We start from the raw sequence: 15,239 nt of genomic DNA, 5'->3' as shown, positions 1-15,239 counted from the left end.
GCCGGTGCGTTTTAGTAGCGGTAGTGCTCAGCCTTGAAAGGCCCTTGCACAGGTACGTTGATGTAATCCGCCTGCGCCTGAGACAAGGTCGACAAGTTCACACCCAATTTCTTCAAGTGCAAACGAGCGACTTTTTCGTCCAGATGCTTGGGCAGTACATATACTTTACCCGTTTCGTAGTTCTCGCCACGAGTGAACAGTTCAATTTGTGCAATGGTCTGGTTCGTGAACGAAGCCGACATCACAAAAGAGGGGTGGCCAGTAGCACAACCCAGGTTCACCAGACGGCCCTTGGCCAGCAGAATGATGCGCTTGCCATCAGGGAAAATGATGTGATCAACCTGAGGCTTGATCTCTTCCCACTCCAGATCTTCCACCGAGGCCACGTCAATTTCATTGTCGAAGTGACCGATATTGCACACGATGGCCTGATCTTTCATGCGTTCCATGTGCGAGCGGTCGATCACGTGGTAGTTACCGGTGGCAGTCACGAAGATGTCAGCCTTGTCAGCGGCTTCTTCCATGGTCACAACGCGGTAGCCTTCCATCGAGGCTTGCAGGGCGCAGATAGGGTCAATTTCGGTAACCCAAACCTGGGCGCGCAAGGCGGCCAGTGCTTGAGCACAACCTTTACCCACGTCACCGAAGCCGCAAACCACGGCGATCTTGCCAGCAACCATCACGTCGGTAGCACGCTTGATACCGTCCACCAGGGACTCGCGGCAGCCGTACAGGTTGTCGAACTTGGACTTGGTCACCGAGTCGTTCACGTTGATGGCAGGGAAAGCCAGCTCGCCTTTCTTGGCCATCTGGTACAGACGGTGCACGCCTGTGGTGGTCTCTTCGGTCACACCCTTGATCTGGGCCAGACGGGTGGAGTACCAGGTTTTGTCGTTTTGCAGACGGGCACGAATGGAGGCGAACATGACGCGCTCTTCTTCGCTGCCGGGTTTGTCCAGAACGGACAGGTCTTTTTCTGCACGGGCACCCAGGTGCAGCAACAAGGTAGCGTCGCCACCGTCGTCCAGAATCATGTTGGCCTGCTCACCGGGCCAATCGAAAATGTCGTGGGCGTATTGCCAGTATTCTTCCAGGGTTTCGCCCTTGACGGCGAATACAGGCACGCCAGATGCGGCAATGGCAGCGGCAGCGTGATCTTGAGTGGAGAAGATATTGCACGATGCCCAGCGCACTTCAGCGCCCAGGGCAGTCAGGGTTTCAATCAGAACCCCAGTTTGGATTGTCATGTGCAAACTGCCGGCAATGCGCGCGCCCTTCAGGGGCTGGGAGGCAGCAAATTCCTCGCGGGTGGCCATCAGGCCAGGCATTTCGGTCTCGGCAATGGTCAGCTCGCGGCGGCCCCATTCAGCCAAGGAAATATCGGCAATTTTGTAATCGGTAAAAGTCACAGTCGGGCTCCGTTATACGGCACGCAGACTGCAGGGAGAGCAAATGAATTCTCACCAGCAGCCCGCCATGCAGGTCGTGGTGAGCGTCGTTCTCCAAGGTGGATACCACCTATCCATGCCCCGAGCCTGGCAAGACCGTGAGTCTTGTCGCAACGCCCCTCGAGGATGGCAAATGAATGTGGGTGATTGTACTCGTTTGGATCGTCTTGGGAAGACAGCTCCACGGGTAAAAATCATAATTTCTTCTCATGAGACTGGCACTTGCCCGTCCCACCCAGCGTTGCTGGCTGACTGGTTTCCCGGCCCCGACAACGCTGTCAAACTGCAGCAAAGCGCCGCCCGCAAGCGGCCTTTGCCTATCCGCACATCGCTTAGATAGCCTGACGCAAAGCCTGGGCCTTGTCCGTGGCTTCCCAGCTGAACTCGGGTTCGCTGCGGCCAAAGTGACCGTAGGCAGCAGTCTTGGTGTAGATGGGACGCTGCAGATCCAGCATTTCGATGATGCCGCGTGGGCGCAGGTCGAAATGTTGACGAACCAGCTTGGCGATCTCGGTGTCCGGGATCACGCCTGTGCCTTCGGTGTAGATAGTGATATTGATAGGCTCGGCCACACCAATGGCGTAGCTCAGTTGCACCTGACACTGGCGAGCCAGACCGGCTGCCACAATGTTCTTGGCCACGTAACGAGCGGCGTAGGCAGCGGAACGGTCCACTTTGGAGGGGTCCTTGCCGGAGAAAGCACCACCGCCGTGAGGGCATGCGCCACCGTAGGTATCCACAATGATCTTGCGACCAGTCAGACCGCAATCGCCTTGAGGGCCACCAATCACGAACTTGCCGGTGGGGTTCACCAGGAAGCGGGTTTTCTCGGTCAGCAGGTCCGAAGGGAAGCATGGACGAATGATGTGTTCGATCACGGCTTCGTGAATGTCTTTCTGGGACATTTCAGGCGCGTGCTGAGTGGACAGCACCACAGTATCCACTTCGGTAGGACGGCCATCCACGTAGCGGAAGGTCACCTGGGATTTGGCGTCAGGGCGCAACCAGGGCAGACGGCCATCTTTGCGCAGCTCGCTCTGGCGCTGCACCAGGCGGTGGGCGTACCAGATAGGAGCAGGCATCAGATCAGGGGTTTCGTCGCACGCGTAGCCAAACATCAGCCCCTGGTCGCCAGCGCCCTGGTTCAGCAACTCTTCTGGGCTGCGATCCACACCTTGGGCGATATCGGGCGACTGCTTGTCATAGGCCACCAGTACGGCGCAGGACTTGTAATCAATGCCGTAATCGCCATTGTCATAGCCAATGCGCTTGATGGTGTCACGGGCAACCTGGATGTAATCCACGTTGGCGTGCGTGGTGATCTCGCCAGCCAGCACCACCAGACCGGTATTGCACAAGGTCTCGGCAGCAACACGTGCCTGAGGATCTTGCTCGAAAATAGCGTCCAGGATGGCGTCGGAGATCTGGTCAGCTACCTTGTCGGGGTGGCCTTCAGAAACGGATTCGGATGTAAAGAGAAAGTCGTTGTTGTTCACAGCGTAGCTTCCTTGAATAAGGGCTGATAATCAGCACGAGGTTGAACAAACTGCGTTGCACCTCGAAGCCAGCGATGTGGATACGATAGACGGGGCGCGACGCTTTAGCGGTTTATAGTGGGCAGTTTGCTGCCCGATCGCTCCGCAAGTTGTCGTTTAACTCAGCGATACAATCCATTTTAAGCGAAAATACGTATTTATTTCAGCAAAACTTCACACTAAAGGATTGCCTGGCCCATGCTCGCGGCACTTTTACGTCTGATGGCTCGTCTGCCTTTACCCGTTCTTCATGGGCTGGGCAAAGGAATAGGACGCCTGATTTACGCTTTTCCCGGACGCTACCGCCGCCGTCTGCAAAGCCACTGCCGACAAGCGGGTTACGACTCCCCCGCATTTTTCCGGCAAGCGGCCGGACAAACCGGCGCCATGATTCTGGAGACACCGCGCGTCTGGTTGTATCCACAAGCCTGTCTGGCCCGCTGCACCGTCGATGATGTGGCCTTGCTGGAAGCCACCCATGCCGAAGGACGCGGCGTGCTGTATCTGACCCCGCACTTGGGTTGCTTTGAGATTACGGCACGTTATCTGGTGGGTTTAGGCCCACTGACCGTGATGTTTCGCCCACCACGCCAGGCCGTACTGGAACCCCTGATGGTGGAGTCACGTGAACTGCCCGGCCTGCATGCCGTCCCCGCCAATATGAAAGGCGTGCGCGAATTTGTCCGCGCGTTTCGCAAAGGTGAATCGGTAGGCATGTTGCCCGACCAGGTTCCCAGCGGTGGCGATGGCGTATGGGCACCCTTTTTTGGCCGCCCTGCCCTGACCATGACACTGGCTGGCAAGCTGGCCCGTCAGTCCAATGTGCCTGTGATTGTGACCGCTGCCGAGCGCCTGCCTAAAGGGCGCGGCTGGCATATTCACACCTTGCGCCTACCCGAGCCGTTGCCCGAAGACCCGACGGAACTGGCCACCCTGATCAACGAATCCATGGAAAGCTTGATACGCCGTTTCCCCACCCAGTATCTGTGGGGCTATAACCGCTACAAGATTCCCCACGATGCGCCCCCTTTGCCTGGCGATACCACCCCATGAGTTTTAATTCTTACCCGCTGCTCAAATCCGTTTTCACCTACTTTGGCCGTGCCTCGGTACGCACGCGCCAGCGTTGGGGTGCTGTACTGGGCGGGCTGGTGCATCGCTTTGCCTCCCGCCGCCGTCATATCGTGCGTACCAATCTGGATCTATGCTTTCCAGACACGCCCGAGAGCACCCGTCGCGAGTGGGAAAAGCAGCACTTTCGCCTGCTGGCCCAATCCTATCTGGACCGGGGCCTGCTCTGGTTTGGTTTACCCAGCACTATTCTGAACACTCTGCACCTGACGGGCGAAGAACACATCACCCAGGCTCTGGAACAGGGTCGCAAGGTCATGCTGCTGGTGCCTCACTTTCTGGGTATGGATGCGGCGGGTACACGCCTGTCCATGTCCATCTCGCCCTTGGTTGCCTTTTACACTCCCCAACGCGACCCCCATGTGGATCGCCTGATGTACGAAGGCCGTAGCCGCTTCTCCTCCGTCCCGCTGATTTCTCGCAAAGACGGCATTCGCGGTCTGATGCGTGCGCTGCAAAAGGGCCAGCCGATTTATTACCTGCCTGATATGGACTTCGGCACCAAGGGCTCGGCCTTTGTACCCTTTTTCAATGTCCCGGCGGCCACACTCTTGTCCACCGCCCAGATCGCACGCAACCAGGACGCGCTGGTGATTCCGGTTATTTCCCGCGTGGACGCCGAGACTGGTCACTACCATATTCAGGTGCTGGAACCCATGTCCGACTTTCCGGGTGAAGGCAGCCTGGAAGAAGCCACGGAACGCATGAATGCCCTGATCGAAAAATATGTGCGCGAGGACCCGCCGCAGTATTATTGGGTACATCGACGCTTCAAAACCCGTCCTGAAGGTCAACCCGGCATCTACTAGGCCCCATCATGCACAGCCCCACCACACCCCAGCCCGCTTCCTCGCTTTGGCGTTTCAGCAAAATGCACGGCGCGGGCAATGACTTTGTCATGCTGGATGGTGTCAGGCAAAGCATTGAAATGACTCCCGAACGCGCCCGCGCGCTGGCGGATCGTCACTTTGGCATTGGCGCGGACCAGATCTTGCTGGTTGAAGCCGCGACCGAACCCGGCGCGGATTTCCGATACCGCATATTCAACGCTGACGGTGGCGAGGTCGAACATTGCGGCAACGGCGCTCGCTGCTTTGTCCGCTTCGTACACGAACAAGGCCTGTCCTCGGCCAACCCTTTACGAGCACAAATTCGTACCGGCATCATCAGTTTGAATGACGATCCGGAGCTTGGCGTGGATGTCATGATGGGCACCACCCGATTTGCCCCGGCCGATGTCGCTTTTGACCCTAGCGGGCTGGAACAGAAAACTCAGGGCGAAGATACGCTGTGGCTTCTGCCCGTACCCGATCAAGCCGAACCTGTCGCCCTGTCGCTGGTGTCCATCTCCAATCCGCACGCCGTGCAGGTGGTAGACGATGTGCTGCAGGCGCCGGTTGCCAGCGTCGGCCCCTTCATCGAATCTCATCCGCGTTTTGCTCAGAAGGTCAACGCCGGTTTCATGCAGGTTCTGGACGCCCATCACATCAAGCTGCGCGTCTACGAGCGCGGCGCCGGTGAGACCCTGGCCTGCGGTACAGGCGCTTGTGCGGCTGTGGTGGCAGGCATACGGCGGGGATTGCTCCAAAGCCCGGTTGTCGTTGATACTCGTGGAGGCAGTCTGCGCATTGAATGGGACGGACAGGCGCTACGCATGAGCGGCCCGGCCCAAACCGTCTTTACCGGACAAGTCGATATAGATGCACTGTGTGCGTCCCTAGCCAGAAAGGAAACCTTCTAGACATGGATACCCCCAACAGCCTTAGCGCCGTGGAAGTGGCCCAGTTTTTGAAAGCCAACCCTGATTTCTTCGACGCGCATGCCGATGTTTTTTCCAAACTGATGGTGCCGCACCCCCATCAAAGCCGCGCTATTTCACTGGGCGAGCGCCAGATCATGCTGCTGCGCGAGCGCGGCAAGAAAACCGAGCGCCAACTGGCCACGCTGGTCGCCAATGCCCGTGGCAATGAAAAAATTTCGCGCCAACTGCACCAATGGAACTGCCAGATGCTGGCCGAGTCCGACCCGGCAGCCCTGCCCGCACTGATCTGCAGCAGTCTGGAGCGCATTTTTGAAATGCCCGTTGTCCGTCTGCACTGCTGGAATCCGGACGAAGTGCTGGCTGACGACGCCCTGGTCAGCTGGGCCTACACCTTGATCAACCCCTATTGCGGCGCTCGACGCGAACAGGAGTTTCTGGCCGATTTGCAGCAAGACGCGCAATCGGTGGCCATTGTGCCCTTGACGTTTCCGGAGTCGAACACCCTGTTTGGTCTGCTGGTTCTGGGCTCGCCTGAAGCCACGCGTTTTACGGCCGATATGGGTACGGACTTTCTGGAAGGCATTGGCGAATTGTGCAGCGCCGCCCTGCAGCGTTTGTACAAGCCCAGCAGTGTTGATCAAAGCGAATGTCCGGCCTGAAAAAACAAGATCACTCCCCGCCCGGGGACACGCCTCAAAAGCAGCCAGCCGCCCCCCAGGCCCTCAGCCCGGCCATGCAAAGCTGGCTGCATCAACTAAGCCACGAAAAACGCTATTCGGAACACACCCTTAGTGCGTACCGTAATGATTTGCGCCACTTGCTGGCGCAGTACCCAGGTACAGACCCCGACACACTGACTCAAAGCCAGTTGCGACAGGCTGCCGCCCGCTTGCATGCGCAGGGCCTGGCGCCACGCAGCCTGGCCCGCATTCTGGCAGCCTGGCGTGGTTACTATCAAGCGCGCACTAAAGAACTGGGTTGGCCCTTGAACCCTGCAGCCAGCCTGAAGGCACCCAAGATAGGCCGCCCTCTGCCCAAGGCCTTGTCCGTAGACCAGACCCAGCAGCTATTGGACCGCCCCACCGCCCCCATTCAGGACGACCCGGTCAGCTGGCGCAATCAGGCCATGTTTGAATTGTTTTATTCCAGCGGACTACGTTTGTCCGAGCTGGTCAGCCTGGACACGCACTATCACCAGGACGCGCACTACCAGTCCAAGAGCTGGTTACTGCTGGATGATCGTGAGCTGGTGGTCAGTGGCAAAGGCGGCAAGACGCGCCGCCTGCCTGTCGGAGAGAAAGCGCTGCATGCCTTGCAGCAGTGGCTGGAAAAGCGCCCGGCTTTGGCATCACTGGCGACCAGCGCAGATGCCAGTGCGGCCCTGTTTCTGGGTGCCCGTGGAGCCCGCATTCACCCACGCGTGGTGCAGCAAGAACTGGAAAGCTATGCCCGCGCTAGCGGCCTGCCGGTGCATGTCCACCCGCACAGCTTGCGTCACAGCTTTGCCAGCCATTTGCTGCAATCAGCACAAGACTTGCGGGCGGTGCAGGAACTATTGGGTCATACCAATATTTCCACGACTCAGATTTATACCCGTCTGGACTTCCAGCATCTGGCCCAGGCTTACGATCAGGCCCACCCTCGGGCACAACGCAAGAACCGGGCCAGTGACAAGCCGGAGGAGTGAATCAGGGCTGCAAGGCCTTGACCAACTGGTCTGTATTCGAGCGCATCATGCCCAGGTAGGTATCCACGCCAGAGCCTGGGGCTCCCAAAGCATCGGAATACAAGGTGCCGCCGACTTTGGCGCCAGTCTCCCGTGCCACTTGCTCGACCAGTTTTGCGCTGACCGTATTTTCCACAAAAATGGCCTGAATCTGCTCGCTACGCGCTTGCTGGATGATCTGCGCAATATCACGGGCTGAAGGCTCCGCCTGGCTGGATACCCCCACCAAGGGAATGAAACGGATGTCGTAAGCCTTGCCCATATAAGAGAAAGCATCGTGCGAGGTAATGACCTTGCGCTTTTCTACCGGCACCGCCTGCAGGCGGGTTTTGATGGAATCGTCCAGCTCCTGAATGCGCTGTGCGTAATCCTTGGCGCGACGCTGGTAGTACTCGGCATTGGCCGGATCAGCCTGCTCCAGACCTTTGCTGATATTACGAACATAGATCTGTGCCAGGCCCAGGCTTTGCCAGGCGTGGGGGTCCTGGCTGCCGTGCTGATGACTATGGTCATGCCCGCCGTGGGACTGTGTATCCTCTTTGGCGTGGGTCTGCTCATGGTCGTGGGCATGCTCAGGTTCGGAGTCGTGACCGTGGTCATGGTCATGGTCATGGTCATGGTCATGGTCATGGTCATGGTCATGACCAGCATGATCCTCGTGTCCGCCACCTTCAAATGCCAAAGGCGTAATACCTTCTGTCGCCACGACTTGCGGCCCTTTATAGCCTGCTGCCTGCTGCAAGCGTGGCAACCAGGTCTCGAACTCCAGACCATTGATCACCAGCAGTTGCGCGTTAGCCAAGGTCTTTGCATCACTGGGACGCGGCTCAAACGAATGGGCATCCCCATTGGCGGGCACAATCGTGCTGGCCATAACCTTGTCGCCACCTATCTCCTTGACCATATCGTTCAAAATCGAGAAGCTGCTGACCACACGCAAAGGCTCCGCCTGCACCGACAGGCTGGCCGCCAGCAAGCCCAGGGCCAGCACCGTGCGGCCTGAGTAAATGTCTCGCATTTTCATCAATCGTGCTCCAAGAGAGAGGCCATGCGCCGACGCCGTGCACGCCATTGGGAATAAGCACGCAGCAAACCGCCTTGGGGGCCAAAGGTGATAGAAAGAAAATAGAAGGCGCCGGCTGCCAAAATAATCGCGGGCGAAGCAGGCACGTTGTAGTAGTACGAGAACAGCAGGCCCAGATAGGCGCTGATCATGCCCAGCAAGGCCGCCACCAGCATCTGACGACCAACGGAATACACCCAGAATCGGGCCGAGGCAGCGGGCAGCATCATGATCCCCACCACCATCAAGGTTCCCAGCACCTGGAAGCCAGCCACCAGCGTGATGACCAGCATGAACAAGAACAACATATGGACGACGGAACCGCGCCCGCCTTGCGTGCGCAAAAAGATCGGGTCCATGCACTCCAGCACCAGAGGCCGGAACACCAAAGCCAGAATAATCAGCGTAACCGTCGTGCTGCTGGTCACCAGCAACAAGGAGGCATCATCCAGGCCCAGCACCGTGCCAAACAGCACATGGATCAAATCCATATTGGAGCCGCGCAAGGACACCAGCAGCACCCCCAGCCCCAGGGAGACCAGGTAGAAGGCCGCAAAACTGGCGTCCTCCCGTTGTGGTGTCAGGCGGGCCACCAGTCCGGCCAGCAAGGCGACAACCAGGCCGGTAATCATGCCGCCTATGGCCATCGCGCTTAAAGACAGGCCCGCCGTCAGAAATCCAACCGCCACACCGGGCAGGATGGCATGTGCCATGGCATCACCCATCAGGCTCATGCGGCGCAACACCAGGAATACCCCCAAAGGTCCGGCCGCTGCAGCCAGGGCGAAAGAACCAGCCAGTGCGCGCTTCATGAAACCAAAGTCCATGAAGGGGCCAAACAGCACATCAATCAGCGCCATCATAGGTAGTCCCCCGCACACAAATGGCGAGCCAGATGCAGGTTCTCGGGAGTTAGCACCGCTTCAGTTTCCCCCCAACCCACTACCTGACCGGCAAGCAGCACGGTTTGCGGAAAACAGCTACGCACCATATCCAGATCATGCAGCACGGCCATCACGGTACGGCCCTGTTTGTGCCAGTCCAGAATCAGGTTCATCAATTCGTCCGAGGTTGCACGGTCCACCGCGGCAAAAGGCTCGTCCAGCAAAAGGATCTGGGCATCTTGCATGATCATGCGGGCGAACAAGGCGCGCTGTAACTGACCGCCCGACAAGGTGCCAATAGAACGACGCGCAAAGTCGGCCAGACCCACCTGCTCCAGCGCATGACCAATGCGTTCGTGCTCGGCTTTGGGGAAACCACCCCAGGCGCCCACACGCTTCCAGGCTCCCATGGCCACCAGGTCATGTACTGTCACCGGGAAACTTTTGTCCAGATCGCCCATCTGCGGCAACAAGGCCAGCTGATCCAGAAAACCGCTGTCGACAGCAATGCGCCCTTTCAGGGGATTGATCTGCCCGGTCAGCCCTTTTAGCAAGGTGGATTTACCAGCACCGTTAGGCCCGACGATAGCCGTCAAAGAGCCTCGGTTAAAACAGCCGCTGATATCACGCAGAGCGATTTTGTCTTTCCAGCCCAGCGCGACATGCTCGAGTTCGATCAAGGTTTGATGTGAACTCATGCCCTTACCACGCGCCCAATGCCCAGGCGGTCAGTAGCCACAGGGCTCCTGCCACGCACAAAGCGCCCAGTACGCGCTGTCCGGCCGAGGCCAGCAAGAGCGAACGACGAGGTGCCGGACTGCGGAAAGTCGAGGGAAATTGAGGACAGGACATGAAACAGGGATAATGCGGCTAGATTGGGAATAATTTAATTTTCCAAAGATGTTATAACATAACAAACAACCCATCAAGCGCCATGCCTGTACATATTCTTACGCCCAACGCCATTGAAGATCAGCTCGCCACCGCTGAACAGCTTTGTCTGGAACGCGGTAAACGGCTGACTTCAATTCGCCGCCAGGTGCTGGAAATCCTGATTCAGGCCCAGCGCAGTTTGCGCGCCTACGAACTGCTGGATCTGGTTCGCGAGTTCCAGCCCGGCGCCAAACCCCCTACCGTTTACCGCGCCCTGGACTTTCTGACTGAAGAAGGCCTGATCCACCGCCTGGATGCCGTCAATGCCTGGACGGCCTGTGTGGATGCCGGCGGCCATCCCCACGACTTGCTGATTGTCTGCACCCAGTGCGGCACCGTGGTGGAGCTGTGCGCTCCGGACCTGAGTCAAAGGCTGGCCGACTGTGTGCGCGGAGCGGGCTTTGCCCTGTCCGGCCACGAAACTGAACTGCGCGGCCTGTGCCAACGTTGCGTTGCAGCTAAAAACGAGCGAAAACCCTTATCTGCCCCCTAAAACGTGGTATTTTGCCGCCAATCGGTATATATTCCCCGATCTATTGGCAAACCTCTGTGAATTTTTACAGATCACCGTTTGCCCAACAGGCAAGGCTGTGATGTAATCGCACGTTGTTTTCGTGCGGAGCAGATGGGTGCAGGAAGCCGCGGTTGGTGCCGTGCCTTGTACCTTTCGCCCGCCACTGCGAGGCATGTTTATGAACGCGGCATCAGATCTGAACAACATGGTTCCAGTCACTGTTCTGACTGGTTTTTTGGGCGCTGGTAAAACCACGCTGCTCAAGCGCATCCTGAGCGAATATCACGGTCGACGCATTGCCGTCATCGAAAACGAATTCGGGCCCGAAGGTATCGACAACGAACTGTTGGTGCAGGACTCCGAAGAAGAAATCGTTGAGCTGAGCAATGGTTGCGTATGTTGCACCGTGCGTGGTGACCTGATGCGCACCCTGAATGATTTGCGCGTTCGCCGCCAGGCAGGCGAACTGAAGTTCGAGCGCGTCATCATCGAGACCACCGGCATGGCTAACCCCGGCCCGGTCTGCCAGACCTTCTTCATGGACGATGATATTGCCGACTACTATCGGCTGGACGCGGTCATCACGGTCGTGGATGCCAAACACGGCATGGCCACACTGGACCAGCAAGAAGAAGCTCAAAAACAAGTTGGTTTTGCGGACCGCCTGTTGATCTCCAAAAAAGATCTGGTCAACGATGTGGATTACGAGGCCCTGCGTGCCCGTCTGATCCGCATCAACCCGCGAGCCACGATTACGCCGGTTCACTTCGGTGAAACCGACATCAAGGATTTGCTGGAAGTCAGCGGTTTCAACCTGAATTCCATTTTGGACATTGATCCTCAATTCCTGGCAGAGCAACACCCCGATGCGGCGGACGGCCATGATCACCACCACGATCATGCCCACGGCGACGAAGGCGAGTGCGGTCCGGGCTGCGGACACGATCACCATCATCACCACCACGAGCACGCAGCTCACAATGACGAAATCGGGGCTTTCGTGTTCCGTTCGGACCGTCCTTTCGACCCCGAGCGTCTGGAAGATTTCCTGTCGGGCATTGTCCAGGTATTTGGACCAGATCTGATGCGCTACAAGGGCATCCTGTATCTGAAGGGCATCAATCGCCGTATGCTGTTTCAGGGCGTACACATGATGATGAGCGCCGAGCCTGGCAATGCCTGGCTGGCCAAAGATAAAAAGGGCACCAAGCTGGTCTTTATTGGCCGCAAATTGCCACAAGACATATTCACCCAGGGCCTGGAGAATTGCCTGGTTTGAATTAATAATTATTCAGTAAATGCGGAGCGATTGCGCGTGACGACAGTTACAGGCTCCCAGACGTCAACAAGAGGTAAGCATCATGGCAACTAAGTCACATGACAGTACTACAACCCTGCTGACCGAGCAGGAGCTTTTGGCGATGCCTGAGTCAGACTACATGAACGCCGCCCAGCTGGAGTTTTTCAAGCATCGCTTGCGCCAGCTGGAGCAAGACATTCTGGCCAACGCGGGTGCTACAACGGAAAACCTGCGTGAAACCCAGTTCGTTCCTGACCCGGCTGACCGTGCCACGATCGAAGAAGAACACGCTCTGGAGCTGCGTACCCGCGACCGCGAACGCAAACTGCTCAAGAAAGTGCAACAGTCCATCGCCCTGATCGATTCGGGCGAATACGGCTGGTGTGAGGAAACTGGCGAGCCCATCGGCCTGCCACGTTTGCTGGCACGCCCAACGGCTAACCTGTCTCTGGAAGCCCAGGAGCGTCGCGAGAAGCGTCAAAAGATGTTTGGGGATTGATAGGCGGCAAGGCCCATCACCCTGATAAAAAGCCCGCCCGATCATTCTGGCGGGCTTTTTTGTGGGTCACCCAACTCGATCCAACCCACTTGTGTACGCTGCTGAAAATAAGCAGGCTCAAAAAAGCCGGCTGCGTCTACCGCTAGCAGGCCAACAGGCTGCTTGCACGCCAAGAAGCCAGGCGACATACGAGAACCCCTGCAGCAGCCCCTGCCAAGGGAAGCCACCCTGTTTCAGCCCGGTTTCCAGGCACGACCCTCAGTCGGCAAAAACTTCCTGCTGTCATGCGCTTGAAATTTCCTGCCCGGCCCCCAGATGGGAACCTTAAAGGAAGGAAATCATGGAACAATTTCACGCCACTACTATTGTCTGTGTACGCCGCGGCGATCAGGTCGCCATTGGCGGCGATGGTCAGGTCACCCTGGGCAATATCGTCATCAAGGGCACGGCCCGCAAAATTCGCCGTTTGTACAACGACAGCATCCTGGCCGGTTTTGCCGGTGCGACGGCTGACGCCTTCACCTTGCAAGAGCGCTTTGAAGCGAAGCTGGAAAAGCACCAGGGCAACCTGCTGCGCGCCGCCGTCGAACTGACGCGCGACTGGCGCACCGACCGCGTTCTGCGCCGTCTGGAAGCCATGCTGTTGGTGGCGGACAAGGAGCACACGCTGGTCCTGACCGGCAATGGCGACGTGCTCGAACCCGAACATGGCCTGGCCGCCATCGGCTCGGGCGGCTCCTATGCCCAATCTGCCGCCATGGCCTTGCTGCAAAACACCGATATGGCTCCTGCCGACATCGTCAAGAAATCGTTGGAGATCGCAGGTGATCTGTGCATCTACACCAACCAGAACCATATCGTCGAAACACTCTGACAGCCGGATACACCACCATGTCTACACCTAATATGACTCCCGGAGAGATCGTCTCCGAACTGGACAAGCATATCGTTGGCCAGGGCAAGGCCAAGCGCTCCGTGGCCGTGGCCCTGCGCAATCGTTGGCGCCGCCAGCAGGTTGCTGAGCCCCTGCGTAGCGAGATCGTCCCCAAGAACATTCTGATGATCGGACCCACCGGCGTGGGTAAAACCGAAATCGCCCGTCGTCTGGCCAAGCTGGCCAACGCGCCTTTCATCAAGGTCGAAGCCACCAAGTTCACGGAAGTGGGCTATGTAGGCCGCGACGTTGAAACCATCATTCGCGATCTGGTGGATATTTCGGTCAAGCAAACCCGCGAAATCGAAATGCGCCGTGTCCGCACCCAGGCCGAGGAAGCCGCTGAAGACCGTATTCTGGACGTGCTGGTGCCCCCTTCGCGCGATGCCCACGGTCAACCCCAACGCGAGGACAACTCTGCCCGCCAGGTGTTCCGCAAGCGCCTGCGTGAAGGCAAGCTGGACGATACCGAGATTGAAATCGAGATGGCCCAGGCCATGCCTCGCATGGAAATCATGGCCCCTCCCGGCATGGAAGAGATGACCGAGCAGTTGCGCGGCATGTTCTCCGGTCTGGGTCAGGAAAAGACCAAAGCCCGCAAGCTGACGGTTAAGGAAGCCTTCAAGCAACTGACGGAAGAAGAAGCGGCCCGTCGCGTCAATGAAGACGATTTGCGCACTGCTGCAGTGGCCAACGCCGAGCAGAACGGCATCGTGTTCCTGGACGAGATCGACAAGATCACGGCGCGAGGCGAGAGCCAGGGCAGCGGCGGCGATGTGTCCCGCCAAGGTGTGCAGCGCGACCTGCTGCCTTTGGTAGAAGGCACCACCGTCACCACCAAATACGGGGTGGTACGTACCGACCACATCCTGTTTATTGCCTCGGGTGCGTTCCACCTGTCCCGCCCATCGGATCTGATTCCTGAACTGCAAGGCCGCTTCCCCATCCGTGTGGAACTGGAATCGCTGAGCGCCCAGGATTTTGTACAGATTCTGTCCACGACCGACGCTTCGTTGACCAAGCAATACGCAGCCTTGCTGGGCACCGAAGACGTACAGCTGGACTTCCGTCCCGACGGTATCCAGCGTCTGGCCGAGCTGGCCTTTGAGGTCAACGAGCGTACCGAAAACATTGGTGCCCGTCGCCTGTACACCGTTATGGAAAAACTGCTGGAAGAGCTGTCCTACAGCGCTGGCAGCCACGGAGAGCAAAACGTGGTCATTGATGCGGACTACGTGAACAAACAGCTGCAGGAAACCGCAGCCAGCCAGGATCTGGCGCGCTACGTGCTGTAAGCCTGACTTCGGTCGGACATGAAAAAGGGGCAGATTTCTCTGCCCCTTTTCAGACTGCTGATAAACCCCTGGTTTTGCGCCCTGGGGTTTATTTTTTTGTTCTCCCGCCCAGGCGATGAGGTGTCGCTCACGATTCTACGGTTTTCGGTCGATCAGGCCTCAGATCACACCATCAGGCCGTTTGCGGGCCGGGGGCAAGCTCGCAGGCGCGTGAA

16 protein-coding genes and 1 riboswitch are annotated in these 15,239 nt (G+C 58.0%); of the genes, 10 read left to right on the top strand and 6 right to left on the bottom strand.

Annotated features, from left to right (window positions below):
- Positions 1-11: 11 nt before the first annotated feature.
- On the bottom strand, positions 12-1,409 hold the full coding sequence (gene ahcY, locus KOE80_RS00080; protein WP_026484121.1) for an adenosylhomocysteinase: 1,398 nt from the start codon (positions 1,407-1,409) through the stop codon (positions 12-14).
- Positions 1,410-1,483: 74 nt separating this feature from the next.
- Positions 1,484-1,576, bottom strand: a riboswitch (S-adenosyl-L-homocysteine riboswitch).
- A gap of 204 nt (positions 1,577-1,780) precedes the next feature.
- Positions 1,781-2,944, bottom strand: coding sequence for a methionine adenosyltransferase (gene metK, locus KOE80_RS00075; RefSeq protein WP_026484120.1), 1,164 nt, complete (start codon positions 2,942-2,944; stop codon positions 1,781-1,783).
- A gap of 237 nt (positions 2,945-3,181) precedes the next feature.
- On the opposite strand from metK, the gene KOE80_RS00070 reads away from it, so the two are divergent.
- From KOE80_RS00070 to KOE80_RS00050, 5 genes are read left to right on the top strand one after another with little or no spacing between them, the layout of a single operon-like run.
- The gene (locus KOE80_RS00070; protein ID WP_035273572.1) at positions 3,182-4,036 is read left to right on the top strand and encodes a lysophospholipid acyltransferase family protein; all 855 of its coding nucleotides are present in this window, start codon (positions 3,182-3,184) and stop codon (positions 4,034-4,036) included.
- Positions 4,033-4,923, top strand: coding sequence for a lysophospholipid acyltransferase family protein (locus KOE80_RS00065; protein WP_009462598.1), 891 nt, complete (start codon positions 4,033-4,035; stop codon positions 4,921-4,923). Before KOE80_RS00070 ends, KOE80_RS00065 begins: the two co-directional genes overlap by 4 nt.
- Positions 4,924-4,931: 8 nt before the next feature.
- Positions 4,932-5,855 (top strand): diaminopimelate epimerase, encoded by a 924-nt coding sequence (gene dapF / locus KOE80_RS00060; RefSeq protein ID WP_083054274.1) that lies wholly within the window; start codon positions 4,932-4,934, stop codon positions 5,853-5,855.
- Positions 5,856-5,857: 2 nt separating this feature from the next.
- On the top strand, positions 5,858-6,535 hold the full coding sequence (locus tag KOE80_RS00055) for a DUF484 family protein (RefSeq protein WP_083054275.1): 678 nt from the start codon (positions 5,858-5,860) through the stop codon (positions 6,533-6,535).
- Complete coding sequence (locus tag KOE80_RS00050) at positions 6,523-7,563, top strand: tyrosine recombinase XerC (protein ID WP_413228911.1); 1,041 nt, start codon at positions 6,523-6,525, stop codon at positions 7,561-7,563. Before KOE80_RS00055 ends, KOE80_RS00050 begins: the two co-directional genes overlap by 13 nt.
- A gap of 1 nt (position 7,564) precedes the next feature.
- Here KOE80_RS00050 and KOE80_RS00045 read toward each other — a convergent pair whose 3' ends face one another.
- From KOE80_RS00045 to KOE80_RS00030, 4 genes are read right to left on the bottom strand one after another with little or no spacing between them, the layout of a single operon-like run.
- Positions 7,565-8,626, bottom strand: a complete 1,062-nt coding sequence (locus KOE80_RS00045) for a metal ABC transporter substrate-binding protein (RefSeq protein WP_226348029.1) — start codon at positions 8,624-8,626, stop codon at positions 7,565-7,567.
- Positions 8,626-9,525, bottom strand: coding sequence for a metal ABC transporter permease (locus KOE80_RS00040; protein ID WP_031232761.1), 900 nt, complete (start codon positions 9,523-9,525; stop codon positions 8,626-8,628). Before KOE80_RS00040 ends, KOE80_RS00045 begins: the two co-directional genes overlap by 1 nt.
- Positions 9,525-10,247, bottom strand: coding sequence for a metal ABC transporter ATP-binding protein (locus tag KOE80_RS00035; RefSeq protein WP_226348028.1), 723 nt, complete (start codon positions 10,245-10,247; stop codon positions 9,525-9,527). Before KOE80_RS00035 ends, KOE80_RS00040 begins: the two co-directional genes overlap by 1 nt.
- A gap of 4 nt (positions 10,248-10,251) precedes the next feature.
- Positions 10,252-10,401 carry a hypothetical protein gene (locus KOE80_RS00030; RefSeq protein ID WP_165589481.1) on the bottom strand — a complete coding sequence of 50 codons (150 nt, stop codon included), beginning with the start codon at positions 10,399-10,401 and terminating at the stop codon, positions 10,252-10,254.
- A gap of 82 nt (positions 10,402-10,483) precedes the next feature.
- Between KOE80_RS00030 and KOE80_RS00025 the strand changes: the two genes are divergently transcribed.
- The 5 genes from KOE80_RS00025 (at position 10,484) to hslU (ending at position 15,024) form a co-directional block, all read left to right on the top strand.
- The gene (locus KOE80_RS00025) at positions 10,484-10,975 is read left to right on the top strand and encodes a Fur family transcriptional regulator (protein ID WP_009462608.1); all 492 of its coding nucleotides are present in this window, start codon (positions 10,484-10,486) and stop codon (positions 10,973-10,975) included.
- A 199-nt stretch (positions 10,976-11,174) separates the two neighbouring features.
- Entirely contained in the window at positions 11,175-12,275 is a 1,101-nt protein-coding gene (locus KOE80_RS00020) for a CobW family GTP-binding protein (protein ID WP_009462610.1), read from the top strand.
- An 82-nt stretch (positions 12,276-12,357) separates the two neighbouring features.
- A complete protein-coding gene (gene dksA, locus KOE80_RS00015) occupies positions 12,358-12,795 on the top strand; it encodes an RNA polymerase-binding protein DksA (protein ID WP_026484112.1) in 438 nt (145 codons plus the stop codon).
- A 340-nt stretch (positions 12,796-13,135) separates the two neighbouring features.
- On the top strand, positions 13,136-13,669 hold the full coding sequence (gene hslV, locus KOE80_RS00010) for an ATP-dependent protease subunit HslV (RefSeq protein WP_009462614.1): 534 nt from the start codon (positions 13,136-13,138) through the stop codon (positions 13,667-13,669).
- Positions 13,670-13,686: 17 nt separating this feature from the next.
- Entirely contained in the window at positions 13,687-15,024 is a 1,338-nt protein-coding gene (gene hslU, locus KOE80_RS00005) for an ATP-dependent protease ATPase subunit HslU (protein WP_026484111.1), read from the top strand.
- Positions 15,025-15,239: the final 215 nt, after the last annotated feature.

The sequence above is a fragment of the Alcaligenes sp. 13f genome, assembly GCF_020496585.1.
Lineage (GTDB): Bacteria > Pseudomonadota > Gammaproteobacteria > Burkholderiales > Burkholderiaceae_B > Alcaligenes > Alcaligenes phenolicus.
This window is presented reverse-complemented; position numbering and strand designations above follow the sequence as displayed.